The sequence below is a fragment of the Shewanella sp. CAL98-MNA-CIBAN-0140 genome, assembly GCF_040309905.1.
GTDB lineage: Bacteria > Pseudomonadota > Gammaproteobacteria > Enterobacterales > Shewanellaceae > Shewanella > Shewanella psychromarinicola.
Window position 1 is genome coordinate 17,204 of record NZ_JBEOPI010000028.1, and the last position, 19,358, is coordinate 36,561.

General features: G+C 39.3%; 15 protein-coding genes, 1 tRNA gene and 1 pseudogene. 13 read left to right on the top strand and 4 right to left on the bottom strand.

The window, feature by feature from the left end; translation table 11 throughout:
• Nucleotides 1-2: 2 nt before the first annotated feature.
• The 6 genes from AAEY93_RS14610 (at nucleotide 3) to AAEY93_RS14635 (ending at nucleotide 4,572) form a co-directional block, all read left to right on the top strand.
• Nucleotides 3-1,250 carry an aminotransferase class V-fold PLP-dependent enzyme gene (locus AAEY93_RS14610; RefSeq protein ID WP_124013720.1) on the top strand — a complete coding sequence of 416 codons (1,248 nt, stop codon included), beginning with the start codon at nucleotides 3-5 and terminating at the stop codon, nucleotides 1,248-1,250.
• Nucleotides 1,251-1,282: 32 nt separating this feature from the next.
• Nucleotides 1,283-1,636: a HesB/IscA family protein gene (locus tag AAEY93_RS14615; protein ID WP_124013719.1), complete on the top strand. Its 354-nt coding sequence runs from the start codon at nucleotides 1,283-1,285 to the stop codon at nucleotides 1,634-1,636.
• 39 nt (nucleotides 1,637-1,675) lie between these two features.
• Entirely contained in the window at nucleotides 1,676-2,212 is a 537-nt protein-coding gene (gene sufT / locus AAEY93_RS14620; RefSeq protein ID WP_101031482.1) for a putative Fe-S cluster assembly protein SufT, read from the top strand.
• On the top strand, nucleotides 2,212-2,670 hold the full coding sequence (locus tag AAEY93_RS14625; RefSeq protein WP_101031480.1) for a SufE family protein: 459 nt from the start codon (nucleotides 2,212-2,214) through the stop codon (nucleotides 2,668-2,670). Before sufT ends, AAEY93_RS14625 begins: the two co-directional genes overlap by 1 nt.
• A 454-nt stretch (nucleotides 2,671-3,124) precedes the next feature.
• On the top strand, nucleotides 3,125-3,907 hold the full coding sequence (locus AAEY93_RS14630; protein WP_101031478.1) for a ferredoxin--NADP reductase: 783 nt from the start codon (nucleotides 3,125-3,127) through the stop codon (nucleotides 3,905-3,907).
• A 161-nt stretch (nucleotides 3,908-4,068) separates the two neighbouring features.
• On the top strand, nucleotides 4,069-4,572 hold the full coding sequence (locus tag AAEY93_RS14635; RefSeq protein ID WP_101031476.1) for a cytochrome c: 504 nt from the start codon (nucleotides 4,069-4,071) through the stop codon (nucleotides 4,570-4,572).
• A 590-nt stretch (nucleotides 4,573-5,162) separates the two neighbouring features.
• Here AAEY93_RS14635 and AAEY93_RS14640 read toward each other — a convergent pair.
• From AAEY93_RS14640 to AAEY93_RS14650, 3 genes are all read right to left on the bottom strand, one after another.
• Nucleotides 5,163-8,300: an efflux RND transporter permease subunit gene (locus tag AAEY93_RS14640; RefSeq protein WP_351077869.1), complete on the bottom strand. Its 3,138-nt coding sequence runs from the start codon at nucleotides 8,298-8,300 to the stop codon at nucleotides 5,163-5,165.
• Between the two features lie 9 nt (nucleotides 8,301-8,309).
• The gene (locus tag AAEY93_RS14645) at nucleotides 8,310-9,461 is read right to left on the bottom strand and encodes an efflux RND transporter periplasmic adaptor subunit (RefSeq protein ID WP_351077872.1); all 1,152 of its coding nucleotides are present in this window, start codon (nucleotides 9,459-9,461) and stop codon (nucleotides 8,310-8,312) included.
• Nucleotides 9,462-9,637: 176 nt separating this feature from the next.
• Nucleotides 9,638-9,713, bottom strand: a tRNA-Ala gene (locus tag AAEY93_RS14650).
• 657 nt (nucleotides 9,714-10,370) lie between these two features.
• Between AAEY93_RS14650 and AAEY93_RS14655 the strand changes: the two genes are divergently transcribed.
• The 5 genes and pseudogenes from AAEY93_RS14655 to hsdR all read left to right on the top strand — a co-directional run bounded on the left by AAEY93_RS14655 (nucleotide 10,371) and on the right by hsdR (nucleotide 18,576).
• Entirely contained in the window at nucleotides 10,371-11,075 is a 705-nt protein-coding gene (locus AAEY93_RS14655; protein ID WP_351077875.1) for a DUF4386 domain-containing protein, read from the top strand.
• A 354-nt stretch (nucleotides 11,076-11,429) separates the two neighbouring features.
• On the top strand, nucleotides 11,430-13,853 hold the full coding sequence (locus AAEY93_RS14660; protein ID WP_351077878.1) for a winged helix-turn-helix domain-containing protein: 2,424 nt from the start codon (nucleotides 11,430-11,432) through the stop codon (nucleotides 13,851-13,853).
• A complete protein-coding gene (locus AAEY93_RS14665) occupies nucleotides 13,850-14,287 on the top strand; it encodes a hypothetical protein (RefSeq protein WP_351077881.1) in 438 nt (145 codons plus the stop codon). Before AAEY93_RS14660 ends, AAEY93_RS14665 begins: the two co-directional genes overlap by 4 nt.
• A 389-nt stretch (nucleotides 14,288-14,676) precedes the next feature.
• Nucleotides 14,677-15,796: pseudogene (locus tag AAEY93_RS14670) on the top strand (transposase).
• 311 nt (nucleotides 15,797-16,107) lie between these two features.
• Nucleotides 16,108-18,576: an EcoAI/FtnUII family type I restriction enzme subunit R gene (gene hsdR / locus AAEY93_RS14675; RefSeq protein WP_351077884.1), complete on the top strand. Its 2,469-nt coding sequence runs from the start codon at nucleotides 16,108-16,110 to the stop codon at nucleotides 18,574-18,576.
• 67 nt (nucleotides 18,577-18,643) lie between these two features.
• Here the strand turns inward: hsdR and AAEY93_RS14680 are convergent, their stop codons facing one another.
• A complete protein-coding gene (locus AAEY93_RS14680) occupies nucleotides 18,644-18,976 on the bottom strand; it encodes a hypothetical protein (RefSeq protein WP_351077887.1) in 333 nt (110 codons plus the stop codon).
• Nucleotides 18,977-19,055: 79 nt separating this feature from the next.
• Between AAEY93_RS14680 and AAEY93_RS14685 the strand changes: the two genes are divergently transcribed.
• Together AAEY93_RS14685 and AAEY93_RS14690 are read left to right on the top strand one after the other, a co-directional pair.
• Nucleotides 19,056-19,205: a hypothetical protein gene (locus AAEY93_RS14685; RefSeq protein WP_351077890.1), complete on the top strand. Its 150-nt coding sequence runs from the start codon at nucleotides 19,056-19,058 to the stop codon at nucleotides 19,203-19,205.
• A gap of 10 nt (nucleotides 19,206-19,215) precedes the next feature.
• Nucleotides 19,216-19,341, top strand: a complete 126-nt coding sequence (locus AAEY93_RS14690) for a hypothetical protein (protein ID WP_259397000.1) — start codon at nucleotides 19,216-19,218, stop codon at nucleotides 19,339-19,341.
• Nucleotides 19,342-19,358: the final 17 nt, after the last annotated feature.

Below are 19,358 nucleotides of genomic sequence, written 5' to 3' on the forward strand. Positions count from 1 at the left end.
CAATGTCTCCTTTATCGGCAGTTGTGGAAGATAACACCTTTGATATTGTAAAGATCCGTCAGGATTTTCCTTTATTAAATAAGAGTATTAAAGGTCGACCGTTAATTTATTTGGATAATGCCGCTACAACTCAAAAACCACAAATTGTTATTGATGCTACAAATCAATTTTATAGTAATAGCAACGCGAATGTACATCGAGGTGCCCATACCTTGAGCGATGATGCCACTGAGCTTTTCGAGAAAGCACGCAGTAGCGTACAAGGCTTTATTAATGCCAAGCACAGTCACGAAATAATTTGGACAAAAGGGACCACCGAAGCGATTAACATGATCGCAAGTGGATTAGCACAAAGTCATTTGAAGCCGGGTGATGAAATTCTTATTTCAGCAATGGAGCACCATGCCAACATTGTACCTTGGCAAATAGCGGCACTACGAAGCGGTGCAAAACTAATGGTTGTGCCAATTAATGAGAAAGGCGAGCTAATTTTTTCAACTTTTAAAAAATTACTTAACAAAAAAACCGCCATTGTTGCCATGACGCATGTTTCCAACGCACTCGGCACGATTAATCAGGTAAAAGAAATCGTGAGGTTTGCTAAGCAAGTCAATGCGATTACTGTGATAGACGGTGCCCAAGCCGTTGCTCATTGTCCTGTCGATGTGCAGCAACTCGATTGCGATTTTTATGCCTTCTCAGGGCATAAGTTATTTGGTCCAACGGGTATAGGCGTATTGTACGGGAAAGAGGATCGTCTTGAACAACTCCCCCCATTTCAAATGGGGGGCGAGATGATTAAATCGGTGACTTTTGAACAGGCTACATGGAATGAGTTGCCCTATAAATTTGAAGCGGGTACACCAAATATAGCGGGGGCTGTCGGACTTGCAGCGGCAATAGATTACCTTAATAGCATTGATCGAGTCGGGGCCATGTTACACGAAAAGCGATTAATGAATTATTGCTTAGCGTTAGCACAGAGTATGGATGATATTCACCTCTATGGTACGGCAGAAAATAAAACGGCTATTTTCTCTTTTCTCATGGGGGATTCGCATCCAAGTGATGTGGGGACTTTACTCAACCAACAAGGCGTAGCTGTTCGAACAGGACATCATTGCACTATGCCATTGATGAATGAGCTGGGTATTTCAGGCACGGTACGCGCTTCATTTTCTCTCTATAACACAGAAGAAGAAGTGGCCATGTTATTTGCAGCGTTGACTAAAGTTAAAACCTTCTTATAACTAAATAATGACGATAACAAGGGAATCTTATTATGACAGTAATGAAATTTGAACCAAATAAAACCAGTGTTACCTTAAGTGACAATGCTCGTAGTTACCTGGAGAAAGAAATCCTTAATAAAAACGCTTTTGGTCTGTGTTTTTCAGTGAAAAAAAGTGGCTGCAATGGTTTTAGATATGTGTTGGATTTTATTGACAATCCCATTACTGAAGAGGGGTTTATTGTTATCAACGATAAGCTCAAACTGTACGTCACCCAAGAAGCCTTACCTTATGTAAACGGGACTGAAATTGATTGTGTCACGGAGGGATTGAACAAAGTCATTAAGTTCAACAACCCAAAAAGTTCAGCTGAGTGCGGTTGTGGAGAAAGCTTTTCAGTTTAATGATCCATTCAAAAACATTGACGAATACTGAATAATATTATGGAAAAAAAGATAATTGTAGTGAATAGAGACTGTCCAGCACGATTAGTACCAGTCGGAACCTCTATTACAATAAAAAAAGATACTTTTGTCACTCTGACCCAATCTTTAGGAGGAGCCTATACCGTTTTGGTTAACGGCAATATGGCTCGCATCGATGGTACCGATGGCGATGCACTTGGGTTTAAACCCATCGTCTTAGAATTTGAACTCTCAGATGAAAAGTCAGGCAATCAAACGGTGCTTGAAAGTAATGTATGGAAGGCGTTATCTGCTGTTTACGATCCAGAAATACCTGTAAGCATTGTTGATTTGGGTTTGATATACCATTGTAAGATAGAAGCCAACACCGTAGTGATTACCATGACGTTAACCGCGCCAGGCTGCGGCATGGGACCGGTATTGATCGAGGATCTCAAATACAAAGTTGGGCTAGTGCCTAATGTCAATACTGTCTTAGTGGACCTTGTTCTTGACCCGCCTTGGAGTCGAGAAATGATGACGGAAGAGGCGCAATTAGAAATGGGGTTATTTTGATGAGCACACTGTCTATTATCGGTTTACCAGAAAGCCCTTTTGGTAGTGAAATCAAATCTGAAGACATCAAAGAGGCCCTACATTTTTTTGATGACTGGGAAGAACGTTACCATTATATCATCGACCTTGGTAAGGAACTTCCCAGCATGCCAGTAGCGTTTAGAACCGATGAGAATTTTATCGTCGGTTGCCAAAGTCAGGTATGGCTAGTATGCGAATACGATGAAATAAATAACATCCTTTTGATGGCTGTCGACAGTGAAGCTCAAATTGTTAAAGGATTAGCGGCTATTGTTCTTAGTGTATTTAATAAAAGAACACCTCAGGATATTACCGGTGTTGATATCGAAGCGTTCTTCACCGAAATTGATTTATTCAGTCACTTAAGTGCGCAGCGTGGTAATGGTTTACGCGCCATGGTCAAAAAGATTTTACACTTAGCCAAGAAGTATAGCTAAAGCAAACTTTAAATAACAAATAACTAGGAATGATAAATGGATATCATGTTAGTCATATTACTTAGCCCGTATTTTAAACCATATTAGGTAATAAAGCGTAAGGTCTTATATAAGGTAAAAAAAAAGCCGTGTGGGTAAGGCGTTTTTCACTATAGCCGCCAAAATCCTTGTACGCCATAGGGAAATAAACGTCAAAAAAGAAGGACTACCAACTTAGACGCTGGGTGCTTTATTGAACAGCAGTCCACAGCATTCTCTAGGGTAATACTGGATTCAAATAAGCACCATTTTGCGGTTAAATGAGATCTTTTCCCTGCCGGTGTTTTTCAACAGAGTTGTGTCATCCCCAAAGAGCTTGGTTTTACGCAGCGGCAGAGGGCCATTCGTACTTTCAATCTGCCATGTATACCTGTATCCCACAGGTAAATTAATTATTAAAATGTACAGGAAAAACATGAATAGAAAATTCAACCCCGAAAAAGTCACAGATGTCGTTCATTGGAACGATACATTATTTTCTTTCAAGACAACGCGTAGTCAAGGCCTTCGATTTAGAAATGGGGAATATGTCATCATTGGCTTAGCGCAGAAAGAGGCTAAACCAATCCTGCGAGCCTATAGTCTTGCTAGCGCAAACCATGAAGATTACTTAGAGTTTTTCAGTATTAAAGTCGAGGGGGGTGCTTTTACATCAAAATTACAACATTTAGCTATTGGAGATGAAGTTATTATTGGTAGTAAGCCAACAGGAACACTGGTTATTGATGATTTAAAAGACGGTAGAAATTTACTCTTGATTGGTACTGGTACAGGGCTAGCCCCGTTTTTAAGTATTATTAAAGATCCTGAAACCTATGAACGTTTTGAAAAAATTATTTTGTTCCATGGCGTAAGGTATACCAATGAATTGGCATACCATGACATATTAACAACAGATCTTCCTAATCATGAATATCTTGGTGAGATGATAACTGAACAACTCATCTACTATCCGTGTGTCACTCGTGAACCCTATAAAAATCAAGGACGAATTACTGATTTAATTAATTCGGGGAAATTATATACAGATATTGGGATAGCCGAGCTCGACCCTGAATTTGATCGAATAATGTTGTGCGGTAGTCCTTCCATGTTAGAAGACACTTGTACCATGCTTGATGAAAAAGGCTTTAAGGAAAGTCCTAAAAAGGGAGTGCAAGGAGACTACGTTGTTGAGAGAGCTTTTGTTGAAAAATAGCCGTTTTGAAGCCAATAGAACTAAATAGCTCAATTACACTCATTCGGCGAAAAACCCCGAGACCCGAGCGAAACGAAAGTCGCGAGGGATTTAGGGGATCTAATTCAGCCACCCAGCCTGTTATTAAGGTGTCTATACAATCAACTTAAACAGAGACTTATATGAAAACTTTTATTAGCATCGCACTCTTGGCTATCCTATTACCAACAATGAGTTATGCAGAAGATGTACATAAGCATGAAGAACACGAAAAGGCTTCTGGTGTGGAGGCGCTTTCTCCTGATTTGCGCAAACTATTATCTGAAGAAATGAAAGCATTACAGGGTGGAATGATGTCTATCATCCCTGCATACATTTCTGGAAACTGGAGCGAAATAGAAACTACGGCACAGAAAATAAAGAATAGTTATATATTGAAACAAAGCCTAACAGAAAGCCAAGTAAAAGAACTACATTCAGTATTGCCACCTGAATTTATTGAAAAAGATCAGCGGTTTCATTATTTAGCAGGAATGCTTGAACATGCCGCACAAAGTAAAAAGCCAGAACTAATAAATTTTTATTTTTCTGAAATGAATGAGTCGTGCGCTAGTTGTCATGCCGTATTTGCAACGCATAAATTTCCAGCCTTGAAACCAGAGGGAAAAGATAGGCATGCACACTAATATGTATAACTAATAGGATTTAATTTAGCCACCTATGATTGTTCCGTTGAATTGCTCGTAGAGAAAATTATACAAGGTGATCGCAACTCAAATAGAAAGGGGTTATGTTGTTACTTCAAAAAATGGGTGGCATGTATTTGCTATGGGATAGATATTGAAACCTGTCATCAATATGGCGGTGTGGTTAAGATAATTAAGCATTGAAGATCCAGCAGTGATAACAAAGAGACTAAGTCATCTGAATAAAAAAATGACGAAATTGTCAAAATCATTCTTACGGTAAGTAGAGCACCTCCTCAGGCAAGTCTATTTGAATAAACATAAGTTAATCATAAACAAAAGCAATATTCAGAGCTGGTTTGCCCAACAGTGGGCCGCAGTTGCCCTTTACCTCACATTTTATGAAACCGGTGAGTACATGGGAGAAATGTCTGACTTTCGTAGCTTCATTAAGATGAAAGTTAAGTAAATACAAAACAAATATGAAGAAAAAGTTGAAATTATCAACTAAAGTATATTTCAGATCTAATGAAAAATGACGTTTATTCTACTTATCCTCCGCATTCAGCCTCTCAGCTTTTATCGCACTTTTATTTATCATCTTCTATCCGTGCAGTTTTATCTTTTGGCGCTTTAAATGATTCACGCATCTTTTGCATCATCGCGTAGAAGATAGGTACCAGTATGGTTGCGAGTATTACTGATGCAACCATGCCCCCTAATACAGCATAACCTAATGATTTTCGGCTTTCAGCACCTGCGCCTGTTGCAAGAACAAGTGGTACAACACCTAATACAAAAGATAGCCCAGTCATCAGTACAGCACGGAAACGCAAACGACCCGCTTCAACAGCGGCTTCCAGCGTTGGCTTGCCACCTTCTTGTAATTCTTTAGCAAACTCTACTATCAAGATAGCACTCTTACTGGCGAGACCAATTAATAACACTAAACCGATTTGAGCATACAAATTAAGCTCATAACCCATAATGTTAAGGTAAATAAAAGCACCTAACATAGCGAGGGGAACAGAAAGCATTACCGCTAATGGAATGGTCCAACTCTCATATTGTGCGACTAGGAATAGATACGTAAATACAAAAGCTAAAGCAAAAATATATGGCGCTAAATTTCCCGCTTGTAGCTCTTGGAACGTTTGTCCAGTCCATTCATAACTGTAACCAGAGGGTAATGTATTCACAGCACGTTCGACTGCCGCTATCGCTTCACCGGTACTGTATCCTTGTGTGGGGAAAATATTGATATCTGTTGAGCTAAATAAATTGTACTGTTTAACGGATTCGGGTCCAAGAATCGGTGTTATTTCAACTAACGTGCTGAGTGGCACCATCTCATTGTTTTTTGTGCGCACATAGTAGCTATTAATATCTGTTTCGCTGTCTCTGAACTCATTATCCGCTTGCACCATGACACTAAACACTTTACCAAAGCGATTAAAATCATTCACATAATAGCCACCCAGTTGGGTTTGTAAGGTATTAAAGATAACGCTCAATTCGATGCCTAAATCTTTTGCCTTTTTACGGTTAATATCCAGATACATCTGAGGCACATTAGATCGAAAGTTACTAAATGAAAAGGCAACTTCAGGTAAACTATTGAGATTTAATATAAAGGATCCCATCACTTGTGATAATTGTTCTGGAGTTCTTCCTTGCGTATCTTGCAATACAAATGAAAGCCCACTGGTAGCACCTAAACCAGGGACAGAGGGCAGGGCAAAGGCCATTACTTTTGCAGAAGGTAATGTATTAAATTTCCCTTGTAAGCGTGCGATGATTTGATTCTGATGCATGCTTTTATCACTACGTTCATCCCAATCTTCAAGGGTAATAATGAGCAAACCACCATTAGATGCAACTGAGCCCGTTAAAATACTAAAACCACTCACATGAATAACATCAGCTACACCTGGCTCATCGCTCGCAATCGTCACTAATTCATCTATAACATCTTCTGTACGGTTAAGTGAAGCACCATCAGGTAGCTGAATATCTACCATAAATGATTTTTTATCTTCGATGGGGATAAAGCCTGAAGGCGTATTACCGGCAAGTACGAATAATGCACCCATTAGTATCACAAAGCCGATGCCGACGAGTAATAATCGGCGTACTAATAGACTGACTATCGCAGTATAGCGTTCGGTTAATTTATTAAAGAACTTGTTAAACTGAAAATGAAAGCCTTTTGTATGTTTTTTGGGTTTGCGTAATAATGTTGCCGCTAATGCAGGGCTTAAGGTCAATGCATTGACTGACGAGATAAGCACTGAAATACAGATAGTAATAGAGAATTGAGCATACATTTGCCCTGTAATACCTGGCATTACTGCTGTTGGGGCAAAAACAGCTAATAATACTAATGTTGTCGCAATGATGGGCCCAGTCACCTCTTTCATTGCTTTTTCAGTGGCATCTATGGGGGATAATCCTTCATCTTCCATTAAGCGCGTTACATTTTCTATCACTACGATTGCATCATCTACCACAATACCAATTGCGAGCACCAGAGCGAACAGTGAGATGGTATTAATACTCATGCCAATGGCAAGCATAAAGGCAAAGGTACCGATCAATGAAACTGGAATTGCAATCGCGGGAATAAGAGTTGAACGTACATCTTGCAAAAACAGGAATACAATTAAAATAACAAGCGCAACCGCAACTAATAATGTTTCAATCACTTCACCAATAGAAGCGCTAACGGCTTCGGTCGTATCATAAGCGATGACACTTTCAATATCCGTTGGGAAGCTAACAGATAAACGTTCAAGATCTTTTTTGATTGATTCTGCTACCTCTAACGCGTTTGCCCCCGGAGATTGATATACGGCAATAATGGCCGAGGGTTTATTATTAAACTTACCTTCAGCATCGTAGCTACTTGAGCCTAATTCTATGCGAGCAACTGCATTTAAATAAACTTTCGAACCGTCAGGATTCGCACGGATCATAATCTCTGAAAATTCTTCAGCAGTTTGGAAGCGACCTTTAGTTTGCAAAGTATATTGAAAACTTTGATCTTTAGAGGAGGGGGACGCACCAACACGACCTGCTGCGACTTGAATATTTTGTTCTCGTATAGATGCAATCACATCTTCTGTGGTGACATTTAAGGTAGACATTTTATTCGGATCAAGCCAGATACGCATTGCATAATCCATCGCACCAATAATTTGTACTTCTGATACGCCTGGCTGACGGGCTAAAGAATCTTTAATATTGATATTGGCATAATTGCTTAAAAACAGAGAGTCGAAGGTTTCATTAGGTGAGTTTAAATTAACCACTAATAACATATTCGGTGATTTTTTCTTTACAGACACGCCTGATTGTTGCACTTCTGCAGGCAGTTTTGCCATCACTGAGGTAACACGGTTTTGCACGTTCACCTGAGCCATATCAGCATCAGTTCCTACAGCAAAGGTAATACTAAGTGAATAACTACCATCATTTGCACTACTTGAAGACATGTATAACATATCCTCTACACCGTTTACTGATGACTCGATTGCTTGAGCAACGGTAGATTTTACTGTTTCAGCACTTGCGCCCCGGTAACTTGTCGTAACACTCACCTGTGGAGGTGCAATTTCAGGGAATTCGGCGACAGATAAAACGGGAATAGATAATAAACCTGCAAGCGTTAATACAATTGAAATAACAAAAGCAAATTTAGGTCGATGAATAAAGAATGTACTGATCATAGTGGTAACCTATTTTTCATTTTTTGAAGCGAAAGGAGTTTCAGTCTGCTCTGTTGTTTCAACTACAATACCGACACGCACTTTTTGTAACCCTTCAACGACTATTTTTTCACCGAGTTTTAACCCATTTATCACTTCCCAACGAACATCATAACGAGCACCTAGTTTAACCATGCGTTTTTCAATTTTGTTTTCTTCGTTAACCACTAATACAAAACGTCCTTGTTGCTCTTCTTGTACGGCTGATTGTGAAATCACAACAATTTTTTCTTCGTGGGGCATTGCGAGTGACAATTTAGTATATTGCCCTGGTAATAAGGATGCCTTGGGGTTAATAAATATCGCTCTAATAGCTAATGTACCTGTGCTTTGATCAATACGGTTATCAATGAAGTCAATTTTCCCTGTATGAGGGTAGTCCAGTGTATCTGACAAGTTAATTGTCGCCGTCAAGTCATCTGTGTCTACAGTGAGTCCATCGGTAAACTCTTTACGCGCTTTAGTTAATGTTTTTTCAGGAATTTGAAAGTTAACCCAAATAGGGTCGAGTTGTACTAATGTCGCTAACTCTAAATTATTTGCAGTGATTAAGTCCCCAGTGCTCACTTTTGAGCGACTAATTCGGCCTGAAATAGGTGCCATTATTTTTGTATAAGAAAGGTTTAATAAAGCATTATCGAGATAGGCTTGTTTAATCGCTACATCTGACTCTGTTTGATTCATACTGGCTGTTAATTCATCTATGTCCAACTCTGAAATTGCCCCCGTGTTAATTAATTTTTGACCACGTTGCCAACGGTTTTTAGCAATTTTGTAAGCTGACTGCGCATGTTTTAAAGATGCTTTTTGTTGATTTACTTCTGTATTATAAGGGGTAGCGTCAATTTCGAATAAAAGATCACCTGCTTCTACATCATCACCACCAGTAAAATGACGCTTTAATAAAACACCTTCAACTTGCGCACGGAGCGATACATCTTCAGTTGCTTCTGTTCTACCTATAAAAGCCATTTCTGGCACAATATCGATCTCTTTTATTATCTCAACAACAACATGTGGTGCCGGAGCTGCAACCTGTGTTATGGCTGCATCGTTACAAGCAGAAAGAAGCAATAATAATGAAACAATAAGTAGGGAGCGTGGCAGTGAAAATGTGTTCATGAGTAAGCCTTATAAGTCAATTTGATTGCTTAAAAATTAAGCTTATTAAATAAGTTCAATGATTGCTATTATTTAATGGTTTTATTTATATTGTAGTGATGCTTGGATGGGGAGTTGTTAGTCGGAAGTATTTAGCCATTAGCCATTAGCTAAATACTAAGTTCTATATTTTAAATTGGTGGAGCTATGCGGGATCGAACCGCAGACCTCTTCGCTGCCAGCGAAGCGCTCACCTAGCTGAGCTATAGCCCCATCATATTGTTCAGACATAAATTAACATGGCCATCCAAGATGGTTGGCTAAATAACAAACAATAATCTACGCTTTATTTACCCTTTCAAAATGGTAATTGAAGTTGGCCATACCCAGATAAACAATCATTAGCTTAGATGACACACCTTCTCACTGTATATAGAAAGTTATCATTGTTGCTCGCGTGAAGTGCGTAAGGCTTTTCTGTGCGGCATTGATAACTCAACAGGCGAAAATTTTGAGCATCGCCGAGAGTGGGTTGATTTACGTATTCTTGAATTGGCTACCATCTTTGCGATTGATATCTGCACTTATGCATTCTTATTAATAAGCAGGGAGCGACCATTTGCATGTGGTGATAAAAGTTGATGCAGATAAGGCTAAACAATGGTCAGATAAAGACGTGCTTATGCAGTGGCATAAAAGCTTTAAAGGCACATTGTTAACTAATAAATTTGTCAAAAGGGAAGACCTCAACCAATTTGAATGATTTAATTTAGCCATGATGGTTCCGTTGAATTGGCAGTAGAGCAAAATATACAAGGTGATCGCGACTCAAATAGGAAAGGGTTATGTTGTTACTTCAAAAAATGGCTGGCTATGTATTTTTAGAAGCCGATATGGCACCTCTTATCAATGAATTAAAGGATTAACTTGATGGACAATGATTCTGCACAGGATTTTTCTAATGGTCTAACGCAAAGAAACTCAGCCATAATCGCTGGGCTAGGTCTGTTGGTAATGGTTTTCGCAGCACCCATAGCAAATTTCTATTTCATGTCGCAAAGCGTTGTCAAAGGTGATATCGCTGCAACAGTCAATGGCTTGCAATCCAATGGAACTCCATTTCTAATTGGCACATTCTTGTTATTTGTTACTTATGTGATGGATATTATTGTCGCATGGGCTTTATTTTGGTATTTGCGTAAAGATCAAAGAGCGCTTTCACAGTTGGTTGCGTGGTCTCGGCTTATTTACACTGCGCTTGCTTTCGTTGGTCTATCTTCGAGTATTCTAGCCTACGACTTGGCTGTGAGTCTGTCGATATCAAATTTATTCAGCGAATCAGATATCCAAACGATGGTTTTTGCCCACCTGTCAGCGGCTAAGTCGATGGAGTCGATGGCGCTGATGTTGTTTGGGGTTCACCTAGGTATGCTCAGTATTTTGTTATGGCGTTCTACCGTTACTCCAAGCTGGCTTAGTATTCCAGTGGGGCTAGCCGGCATGTCTTATATTGGTATGTATTTAGACAAATACTTTGCTCCAGATGTCGATTGGGGCTGGTTAATTCTCTTTGCGCTAGGAGAACTCGTATTGATGGTTTGGTTACTTGCATTCGGTTGGCGTAAACAAAGTTAGCCACTAACAAACGACTATGGCGTCCTTATCCCAAGTGTTGAACAAACCCGAACACCTGAGATATGACTCTTTATAGTGTAAATAACAGTTCGAGAAAACGAGCTGTTTGAAGTGACCTTTTATTCATAACAATTCAAAGTGATACATCATTTAATAGACGACCTACCGCTTGAACCTAATTTGATGTTAAGCACATTATCATCAATCATGTTCAATTCACTCATTTGATATTTAGGTAAATTCAACCTAATGTTATTGATGACTTCTGCTGTTAGAGCTATGTAGCTCAAACTAAAAGAATGGTATTCCACCCACTTAGCGACGTGAGTAAGATAAGGAATAAGGCCCTTTTTTATGGAATATGGAGAGAGACGCGCAAGTGATAACGCCGCTATTAATGCTGAACTTTTAAAAGGATTCATGCTCGGAGATATTGTCATCATACCTAATGATAATGTCGCCATATTTAATGGCAAACGACGTCATATCTCTCCTAAAGCCTTAGAAATTCTGTTGTTTATGGCCAGTAATCAAAATAAATTACTGTCAACTGAGCAATTGTTGAAAATAGGTTGGGGAGAAAAAGTAACCAAACGGGGAAATTTATCACATGTCATTAGTGAATTAAGACATGTATTGGATGACCATAAAGAATCTCCTGAGTTTATTCAAACACTAAACCGTAGAGGGTATCGTTTAATTGCCGCCGTAAAAAGTGTCGATGATAAAGTGCTTTATCCCAATTTATGGCCTTCGAATGAAGTGCCTGCACCTCAATTGAGCAATGACAATTGGCATTTATCCGTCGCATTATTGAAAAATTCGCGATTATTTAAAGTAACAGTAGCATTTTCTATTAGTACTTGGGTTATTATTCAAATTATTGCACTGGTATTTCCTATATTTAATGTGCCTGAATGGGGTCTGAAAATTGTTGTTCTCTTATTGGTTATCGGATTTCCTCTCATCTTACTTTATACTTGGTTACAAGAAATAAAAATAAAGAAAAATCTATTTTATATAAATAACAACAGCCCACGCAAAAAATTATTTTATAAACAACTGCTCTTTGATTTTATATTTATTGGTTTATTGTCTTCATTTGTTGGCTTCTTATCTATGCATCTAATTGATTCTATAGAATTAGAACAAAATGGTTTGACTAACAACAGCCGCTTACCACCTTCTGTTACTCTTCAACATGATTTATTAGCTGTCATTCCGTTTAAATTTGATAGCCACTCCAATGTACCCGATTATTTTAAAGCCACTTTTCAAGGTGAAGTAATTAACGCTTTATCAAATCAAAAGAATTTTAATTTGGTATCTCAACGGGCTATTAATGAGGTAGCTGTTAGTAGCACAATTAAACAATATGCCGAAAAGTTAGGGGCTAAATATTTACTAGATGGACAAGTCGTTGCAAATAATGAAGAAATAATAGTTATGCTTAACATTACCGATACCGAAACGGCTCTTCAAGTTTGGGCATCGTTAATTAAAGGTGCACCGGATAATTTATTGCATGTACAAAAGGAGCTTTATCGTAAAGTATTTAATGCATTGGATCTTATTGCAAAATCTTCTACTACAAATGTTGAAACATTAATAAGCACGGACGATTTTAAAGCTTACGACAGTTATATTCAAGGACGTGGCCAACTGGCTAATATCCCTACGCTGGAAACAACCGCAGCGGCTGAAATTCATTTTTTAAATGCGCTTGAATTAGATTCAAACTTTTCTTTAGCCAATGCAGGCTTGTGCCAAACCTATCTTGAACAATATGCACTTTCAAAAAATGTAGCGTCATTTCAATCGGCAAAGAGGATCTGTAGCGCCTTAACCCAAGTTTCACAATTAAAAGAAGAAGCTTACATCGCATTAGGAAACTTAAATCGCATTAGCGGACAATACGCTATTTCTGACCAGTTTTATCAACAAGCATTGACGTTAAACGATAAAAACTTACCCGCGATAACAGGTATCGCTCAAAATAAGCATACCCAAGGTGATATAAAGCAAGCTGATTTACTCTTTGCTAAGGCGATTCAACTTGAGCCAGGATATTGGAAAAATTATCAAATATATGGTCACTTTTTATTTAGTATTGGTCATTTTGCACAGGCGAGTGAACAATATACCAAAGTCACTTTATTGAAGCCAGATTTTGAAAAAGGATTTAGTAATTTAGGTTCTTCATACTATCTTAATGATGAGTTAGATAAGGCGAGTGATGCATGGCAACATTCATTAAGCATTAGCCCAAATGCCATTACTTATTCAAATTTAGGCACGGCATTTTTTTTCCAAAAGCAATTTACCCTCGCGACTAAAAATTATTTACTGGCCACCAAATTAACGCCGTTTGATCCTACGCTATGGGGGAATTTAGCCGATGCGCAAAAATTTTCTGGAGATATAAAAAATGCAAGATTGTCATATACTAAAGCGCTTGGTCTTGCCAAAGAACAATTAAAAGTAAATCCCAATCAAGAAACCATGCAAGCATCATTAGCACGTTACCAATCCGAATTATTACAATGTGATAGTGCCCTAAACAGTATTGAAACACTACGGACGTCACAAAGTAACGATCCTTATATTTATTACGACACCGCAATTGTAGCGCTTAATTGTGGTCAAAAATCATTGGCACAAACACTGATTAATACTGCATTGACACTAGGTTATCCAAGAAAAATACTTGCTCGAGATATTCAATTTATATCTATTTATTCAACTAGTACTCTAGAAAAAGAAGGAAAATTAATATGAAATTGGTCATGAATTATACAAGAAACTACTTAAAAAGCTTAGTCACTATTATTTTCGGTATTGCAATTATGCTGTCTGGGAATTCGTTTGGGGCTGACAAACAGATAGCGTTAACCGTTAATGAATGTGCCGTATCAGCTTCGGTAAACGGTGGCAGTGGCTGTGATGCCGATCAATGTGCTAGTGAAGCTGGCTGTATATGCACAAAGAAAGGGGATTTTATTACTTGGAAATTAGACAATGAAGTTGATTCAGACTTTAAACTTAAATTTTCTGGTGATTCACCTTTAAAAGACAATTGTGGCAAAAATTTTAAAAAAAACAAGCGTAAGTGCAAGGTGAAAGAATCGTTAACCGTTGGCCAATCTTTTGATTATCAAGTGGTGATGCAAGGCTGCGATAATGGTTCGGATCCAAGAATTATCATTCAATAACTGACATAGAATAACTGACATAGACAGTGGCAAAGATACCGGAATGGTTAAAAAAAGCCACTATGATAACAGCAACGAGAACAGCAACTAGAAAAATAATTAGAATAGTAATGATGACACCCATAGTTATTTTATCGTTATTTGTGACCATAAATATGGGTGTCGTGGTAACTTTGGCTAGCAGGGCGAGATCGCGAACGTTTTTTAGACAATTAGAGTAGTTCGTTAAGATAATTCTTTGATTTTATTGGTGGCTGTCTTGCTCAAAAACGTTTCCATTGAAGAATTATTAAGATAATCCGCCAAATAACATCGCCACCCAAGATAGTTGGCTAAATAAAAAAACAATAATTTACGCTTTATTTACCCTTTCAAAATGGTAATTGAAGATGGCCAGACCAAGACAAACCATTGTTAGTTGGGATGCCACGCCTTCTCCCTGTATATAGAAAGTTGTCACTGTTGCTCGCGTGCGTGTGGTGCGTAAAGCCTTTCTGTGTGGCATCGACAATTCAACAGGCGAGAATTTTGAACATCGGCGCGAGTGGGTTGATATCCGTATTCTTGATCTGGCGACCATCTTTGCCATTGATATATGTGTCTATGCATTCTTGTTAATAAGCAGGGAGCAATCACTTGCATGTAGTCGTTAAAGTCGATGCAGATAAAGTGAAACACTGGTCAGATATAGACGTGATTATGCAATGGCACAAAGGCTTTAAAGGGACATTACTGACGCAGAAGTTTGTTAAAGGTGAAGACCTAAACGCATTTGAACGTAAAACAGTGAATGATTGTATAACCCAATACCGACAACGCTTGGTTGATATCAGTTGGTTTATGCGCTCCTTGAGTGAGCCGATTGATCGAATGGCCAATAAAGAAGATAAGTGCACTGGCAGATTTTATTCGCCGCCATCCATGGCGCTCACCCTTTGGGCCAGCTAAAGCTGTTCAAATCCATTCCCGATGAATTTGTGGGAAGGGCGGTTTACCTTTTCTTTTATAAATAGCCAAGCATTATTAGATGAAGCCGCAGTCTTAGCTTGTATGGCTTATGTTGACCATTATTTATTAATAGAAAGGCCTATCCGCGCCAAAATGGCCAGCACACCAGAAACGTCAGATTATACCAGCATTCAACGCCGCATTAACTCAGCGATAAAAGGTGAACAACCAGCAGAATTATTGTCTTTTGTGGGGAGTGAGCGAGTAAACATGCCTAATGGTTTAATGTTCAGTGTCAAAGACTACATAATGCTTGTTGAAGATACAGGACATATCATTCGAGAAGATAAGCGCGGTGCCATTAGTTCAAGCAGCCAAGCTATTCTTAATAGACTAAACATTCCCACCGAGAACTGGTTAAAAATCACCACAGAGTTTGGGGTATTATTCAAAGGTGCGGTAGGGGCTTTGCCTGCATTAACAGAATATTGCGAACATTTGGACCGAAAACGACGACAAGGCGCATCCAACTGCAGCGTTGGTTGTTTTCCTAAACGCTAACTTTAAACCCCATAACATCACTTTAGGCTTGATTGATATCAAGCTTTTCTGCTGTATTAAATCGACCATATTACTGATGGATTGACCATCGAGTGCTCATTGGTTAAATCATTCTGTTGAATTTGCTCGTTGTGAAAATGATAAAAGGTGATCGCAACTCAAATAGAAAGGGGTGATGTTACTGCAAAAAAATGGGTGATTTATTTACAATTTTTTATGTATCTGTATGTAATTATTGGTAAATGAAAGCTTTTGTGGCAAAATCAACGTTATTGCCGTTTTCAATCGCGCTAGAAGGATCTAGATCTCGTATGAGTATCAATAAAGCCAAGCTTACCGAAACTGATATCATCTATAAATACATCATGCCAGCTATCAAAAGTGCTGGGTGGGATGATATGACCCAAATTCGCCAAGAAGTGAAATTGCGTGACGGTAAAGTCATTGTGCGTGGTCAATTGGGTGTGCGTAAAACGGTTAAGTCGGCTGATATTGTGCTGTATCACAAACCCAGTATGCCGCTTGCTGTTATCGAAGCTAAAGCCAATAAGCACGAAGTGGGAAAAGGCATGCAGCAAGGGCTAGATTATGCGCGCTTGCTTGATGTTCCCTTCATCTTTGCTTCAAATGGCGATGGCTTTATCTTCCATGATAAAACCAAGTTAGGAACACCTGAAGAAAACCAACTTGAATCAGAGATCCGCTTAGAAGACTTTCCATCACCACAACAACTTTGGACTAAGTACTGCGTGTGGAAAGGTTATACCCAAACCCAGTTACCCATTATCAATCAAGAATATCATGATGATGGCACGGGTAAGCACCCTCGTTATTATCAACTGCAAGCCATTAATAAAACCATTGAAGCCATTTCATCGGGTAAAAACCGAGTGCTACTCGTGATGGCGACCGGTACGGGTAAAACCTACACCGCATTTCAAATCATCTGGCGTTTATGGAAGTCTCGCGCCAAGAAACGCATCTTGTTTTTAGCCGACCGCAACATTTTGGTAGACCAAACCCGCATTAATGATTTTCAGCCCTTTGGCACTTCTATGACCAAAATCACTGGGCGCACGGTTGATCCTGCATTTGAAATTCATTTAGCCTTATACCAAGCATTAACAGGCCCAGAAGAAAGCCAAAAAGCCTTTAAACAAGTCGACCCAGACTTTTTCGACCTAATCATTATCGACGAGTGCCATCGCGGTAGCGCTTCAGAAGACAGCGCCTGGCGTGAAATTTTAGAATATTTCAGCAGCGCCGCCCAAGTTGGTCTTACCGCCACCCCTAAAGAGACAGACCAAGTATCAAACTCCGACTACTTTGGCGAGCCTGCTTATACCTACTCACTCAAAGAAGGCATTGAAGATGGTTTTTTAGCACCTTATAAAGTCGTGCGAGTCGATATTGATGTCGATTTACAAGGTTGGCGGCCCACAAAAGGCCAGATCGATAACAACGGTGAAGTGATTGAAGACAGAATTTATAATCAAAAAGACTTCGACCGCACTATGGTCATTGATGAGCGCACCCAATTAGTGGCCGAAACTATTACCAACTACCTAAAACGCACCGACCCGATGGCCAAAACTATCGTGTTTTGTAACGATATAGACCACGCAGATCGCATGCGCCGTGCTATTGCCAATCTAAACCCAGAGCAAATGGCCAAGAATGAAAAGTATGTGATGAAAATCACCGGTGATGATGAACTGGGTAAAGCCCAGCTAGATAATTTCATCAATCCTAAGAAAGCCTATCCGGTAATCGCCACCACATCAGAGTTGATGTCCACAGGCGTAGACGCCAAAACCTGTAAGTTAGTGGTGTTAGATCAAAACATTCAGTCGATGACCAAGTTTAAACAGATTATTGGCCGCGGCACCCGTATTGACGACAGATACGGTAAACTTTGGTTTACCATTTTAGATTTTAAAAAAGCCACAGAACTGTTTGCCGATGAACGCTTTGACGGTACACCAGAAAAAATCATCAAAGTAACCCCCGAAGATATCGAAGATGAGAATATTGATATTGATGCTGAAGAATTTACTGGTGTTGATGGTACGGATATTCAAGGCGAACATCCAGATGATGAAGATGATACCAATCAAACTGACACCATCAATGATCCTCAAGGTGATGGCCTAGGTAATGATAAATGGGATGATGAGTGGGACGATGGCGAAACCCGTAAAATAAACAAGTATCGCGTGTCTGGCGTCACCGTCAGCAAAGTGGCTGAGCGAGTGCAGTATTACGACTGTGACGGCAAGTTAGTCACCGAATCATTTAAAGATTACACCCGCAAAACCATGGCGAAACAATTCAGCTCACTGGATGAATTTGTTAAGCGTTGGAACGAGTCCGATCGTAAACAAGCCATTATCGATGAGCTCGCGCTCGAAGGTATTATTTGGTCGGCACTAGAAGATGAAGTCGGCAAAGACATGGACCCCTTTGATATGATTTGCCATGTGGTTTACGACCAGCCGCCACTCACGCGTGCCGAACGGGTAAATAACGTGCAAAAGCGCAATTACTTCACTAAATATTCCGATACTGCACAAGCGGTACTGCAAAATTTACTGGTAAAATATGCCGATGTCGGCGTGCAAGAAATTGAAAACATGCAAGTGCTCAAAATCGCACCATTTACCGAGTACGGTAATTTGAGTGAAATCGTAAAAAAAGGCTTTGGCGGCAAGCAAGAATACGAGCAGGCCATTAGTGACCTAGAAGCGCAGATTTATCAAATACATCAGCAATCAGCCTAGTAGAAATTACAAAAGGATGTTGTCCACCGACTAGCTAGTAAAATTGGTCGTTAGAATAGTTGTTAAGCTAGTTGTCTAGTTCAGCTGATAGCGACCTGAGACTCATTGTAATGTCATCATTTAAGCAGCTATGACCAACATATTGGCTGCGAACTTTATCAAGGTTGAGGCCTTGATAACTGGGTAGTTCAACCAATATATCAAGGTATGAATCTAACACTTCCTCTTTGGTTGTTTTTCGCTGTAACTGTTTCTTAATGTTCTCTGCAAGCTTTTTCTCTGCTTCATCATTATTGTCATCATAAAGAGCTTCATAAACTAAGCCTGCAAAATTGTTAATACTAAGGTTTAGCTTTTGCAGTAACTCTTTTATTTGTTTCTGTTTTATTTCTGTCCCCATAAGTCCCCACCCTCTATGTCATTCTGTGCCTGTCTTAGCGAAGACACTAATTAAATTAATCAGTAAAAAGGAATTAAACATGACTAAAAGTAAAACTCCAATGACACCAGAAGCCGCTGCTCGTATTCAGTCTTCTGAAGCAATTAAAAATGGTGGCAAAATCGAAAAAGGTACTTTTGCACCCCGAGCGCAGCGCGCCTCAGAAACTAACCAAAAGTCAGGCAAATAAGGAGACTACCTTGAGTAAATCAACACCAACCTCAAAAGCACCAGCAACACCACGTCCAAGTAACAATCCCAATTACCCAAGCACGACGGGTAAACCTTCTGGTAATGGACGAGGTAACGTTCCAAAGAGTAAATAAAACGATTTAATGTTAAA

Coding starts and splice junctions, on each gene's coding strand:
- sufT (WP_101031482.1), top strand. CDS start 1,676: ATGGAAAAAAAGATAATTGTAGTGAATAGAGACTGTCCAGCACGATTA.
- AAEY93_RS14655 (WP_351077875.1), top strand. CDS start 10,371: ATGGACAATGATTCTGCACAGGATTTTTCTAATGGTCTAACGCAAAGA.
- AAEY93_RS14680 (WP_351077887.1), bottom strand. CDS start 18,976: ATGGGGACAGAAATAAAACAGAAACAAATAAAAGAGTTACTGCAAAAG.
- AAEY93_RS14645 (WP_351077872.1), bottom strand. CDS start 9,461: ATGAACACATTTTCACTGCCACGCTCCCTACTTATTGTTTCATTATTA.
- AAEY93_RS14640 (WP_351077869.1), bottom strand. CDS start 8,300: ATGATCAGTACATTCTTTATTCATCGACCTAAATTTGCTTTTGTTATT.
- AAEY93_RS14610 (WP_124013720.1), top strand. CDS start 3: ATGTCTCCTTTATCGGCAGTTGTGGAAGATAACACCTTTGATATTGTA.
- AAEY93_RS14685 (WP_351077890.1), top strand. CDS start 19,056: ATGACTAAAAGTAAAACTCCAATGACACCAGAAGCCGCTGCTCGTATT.
- hsdR (WP_351077884.1), top strand. CDS start 16,108: ATGAGTATCAATAAAGCCAAGCTTACCGAAACTGATATCATCTATAAA.
- AAEY93_RS14630 (WP_101031478.1), top strand. CDS start 3,125: ATGAATAGAAAATTCAACCCCGAAAAAGTCACAGATGTCGTTCATTGG.
- AAEY93_RS14635 (WP_101031476.1), top strand. CDS start 4,069: ATGAAAACTTTTATTAGCATCGCACTCTTGGCTATCCTATTACCAACA.
- AAEY93_RS14625 (WP_101031480.1), top strand. CDS start 2,212: ATGAGCACACTGTCTATTATCGGTTTACCAGAAAGCCCTTTTGGTAGT.
- AAEY93_RS14665 (WP_351077881.1), top strand. CDS start 13,850: ATGAAATTGGTCATGAATTATACAAGAAACTACTTAAAAAGCTTAGTC.
- AAEY93_RS14615 (WP_124013719.1), top strand. CDS start 1,283: ATGACAGTAATGAAATTTGAACCAAATAAAACCAGTGTTACCTTAAGT.
- AAEY93_RS14660 (WP_351077878.1), top strand. CDS start 11,430: ATGGAATATGGAGAGAGACGCGCAAGTGATAACGCCGCTATTAATGCT.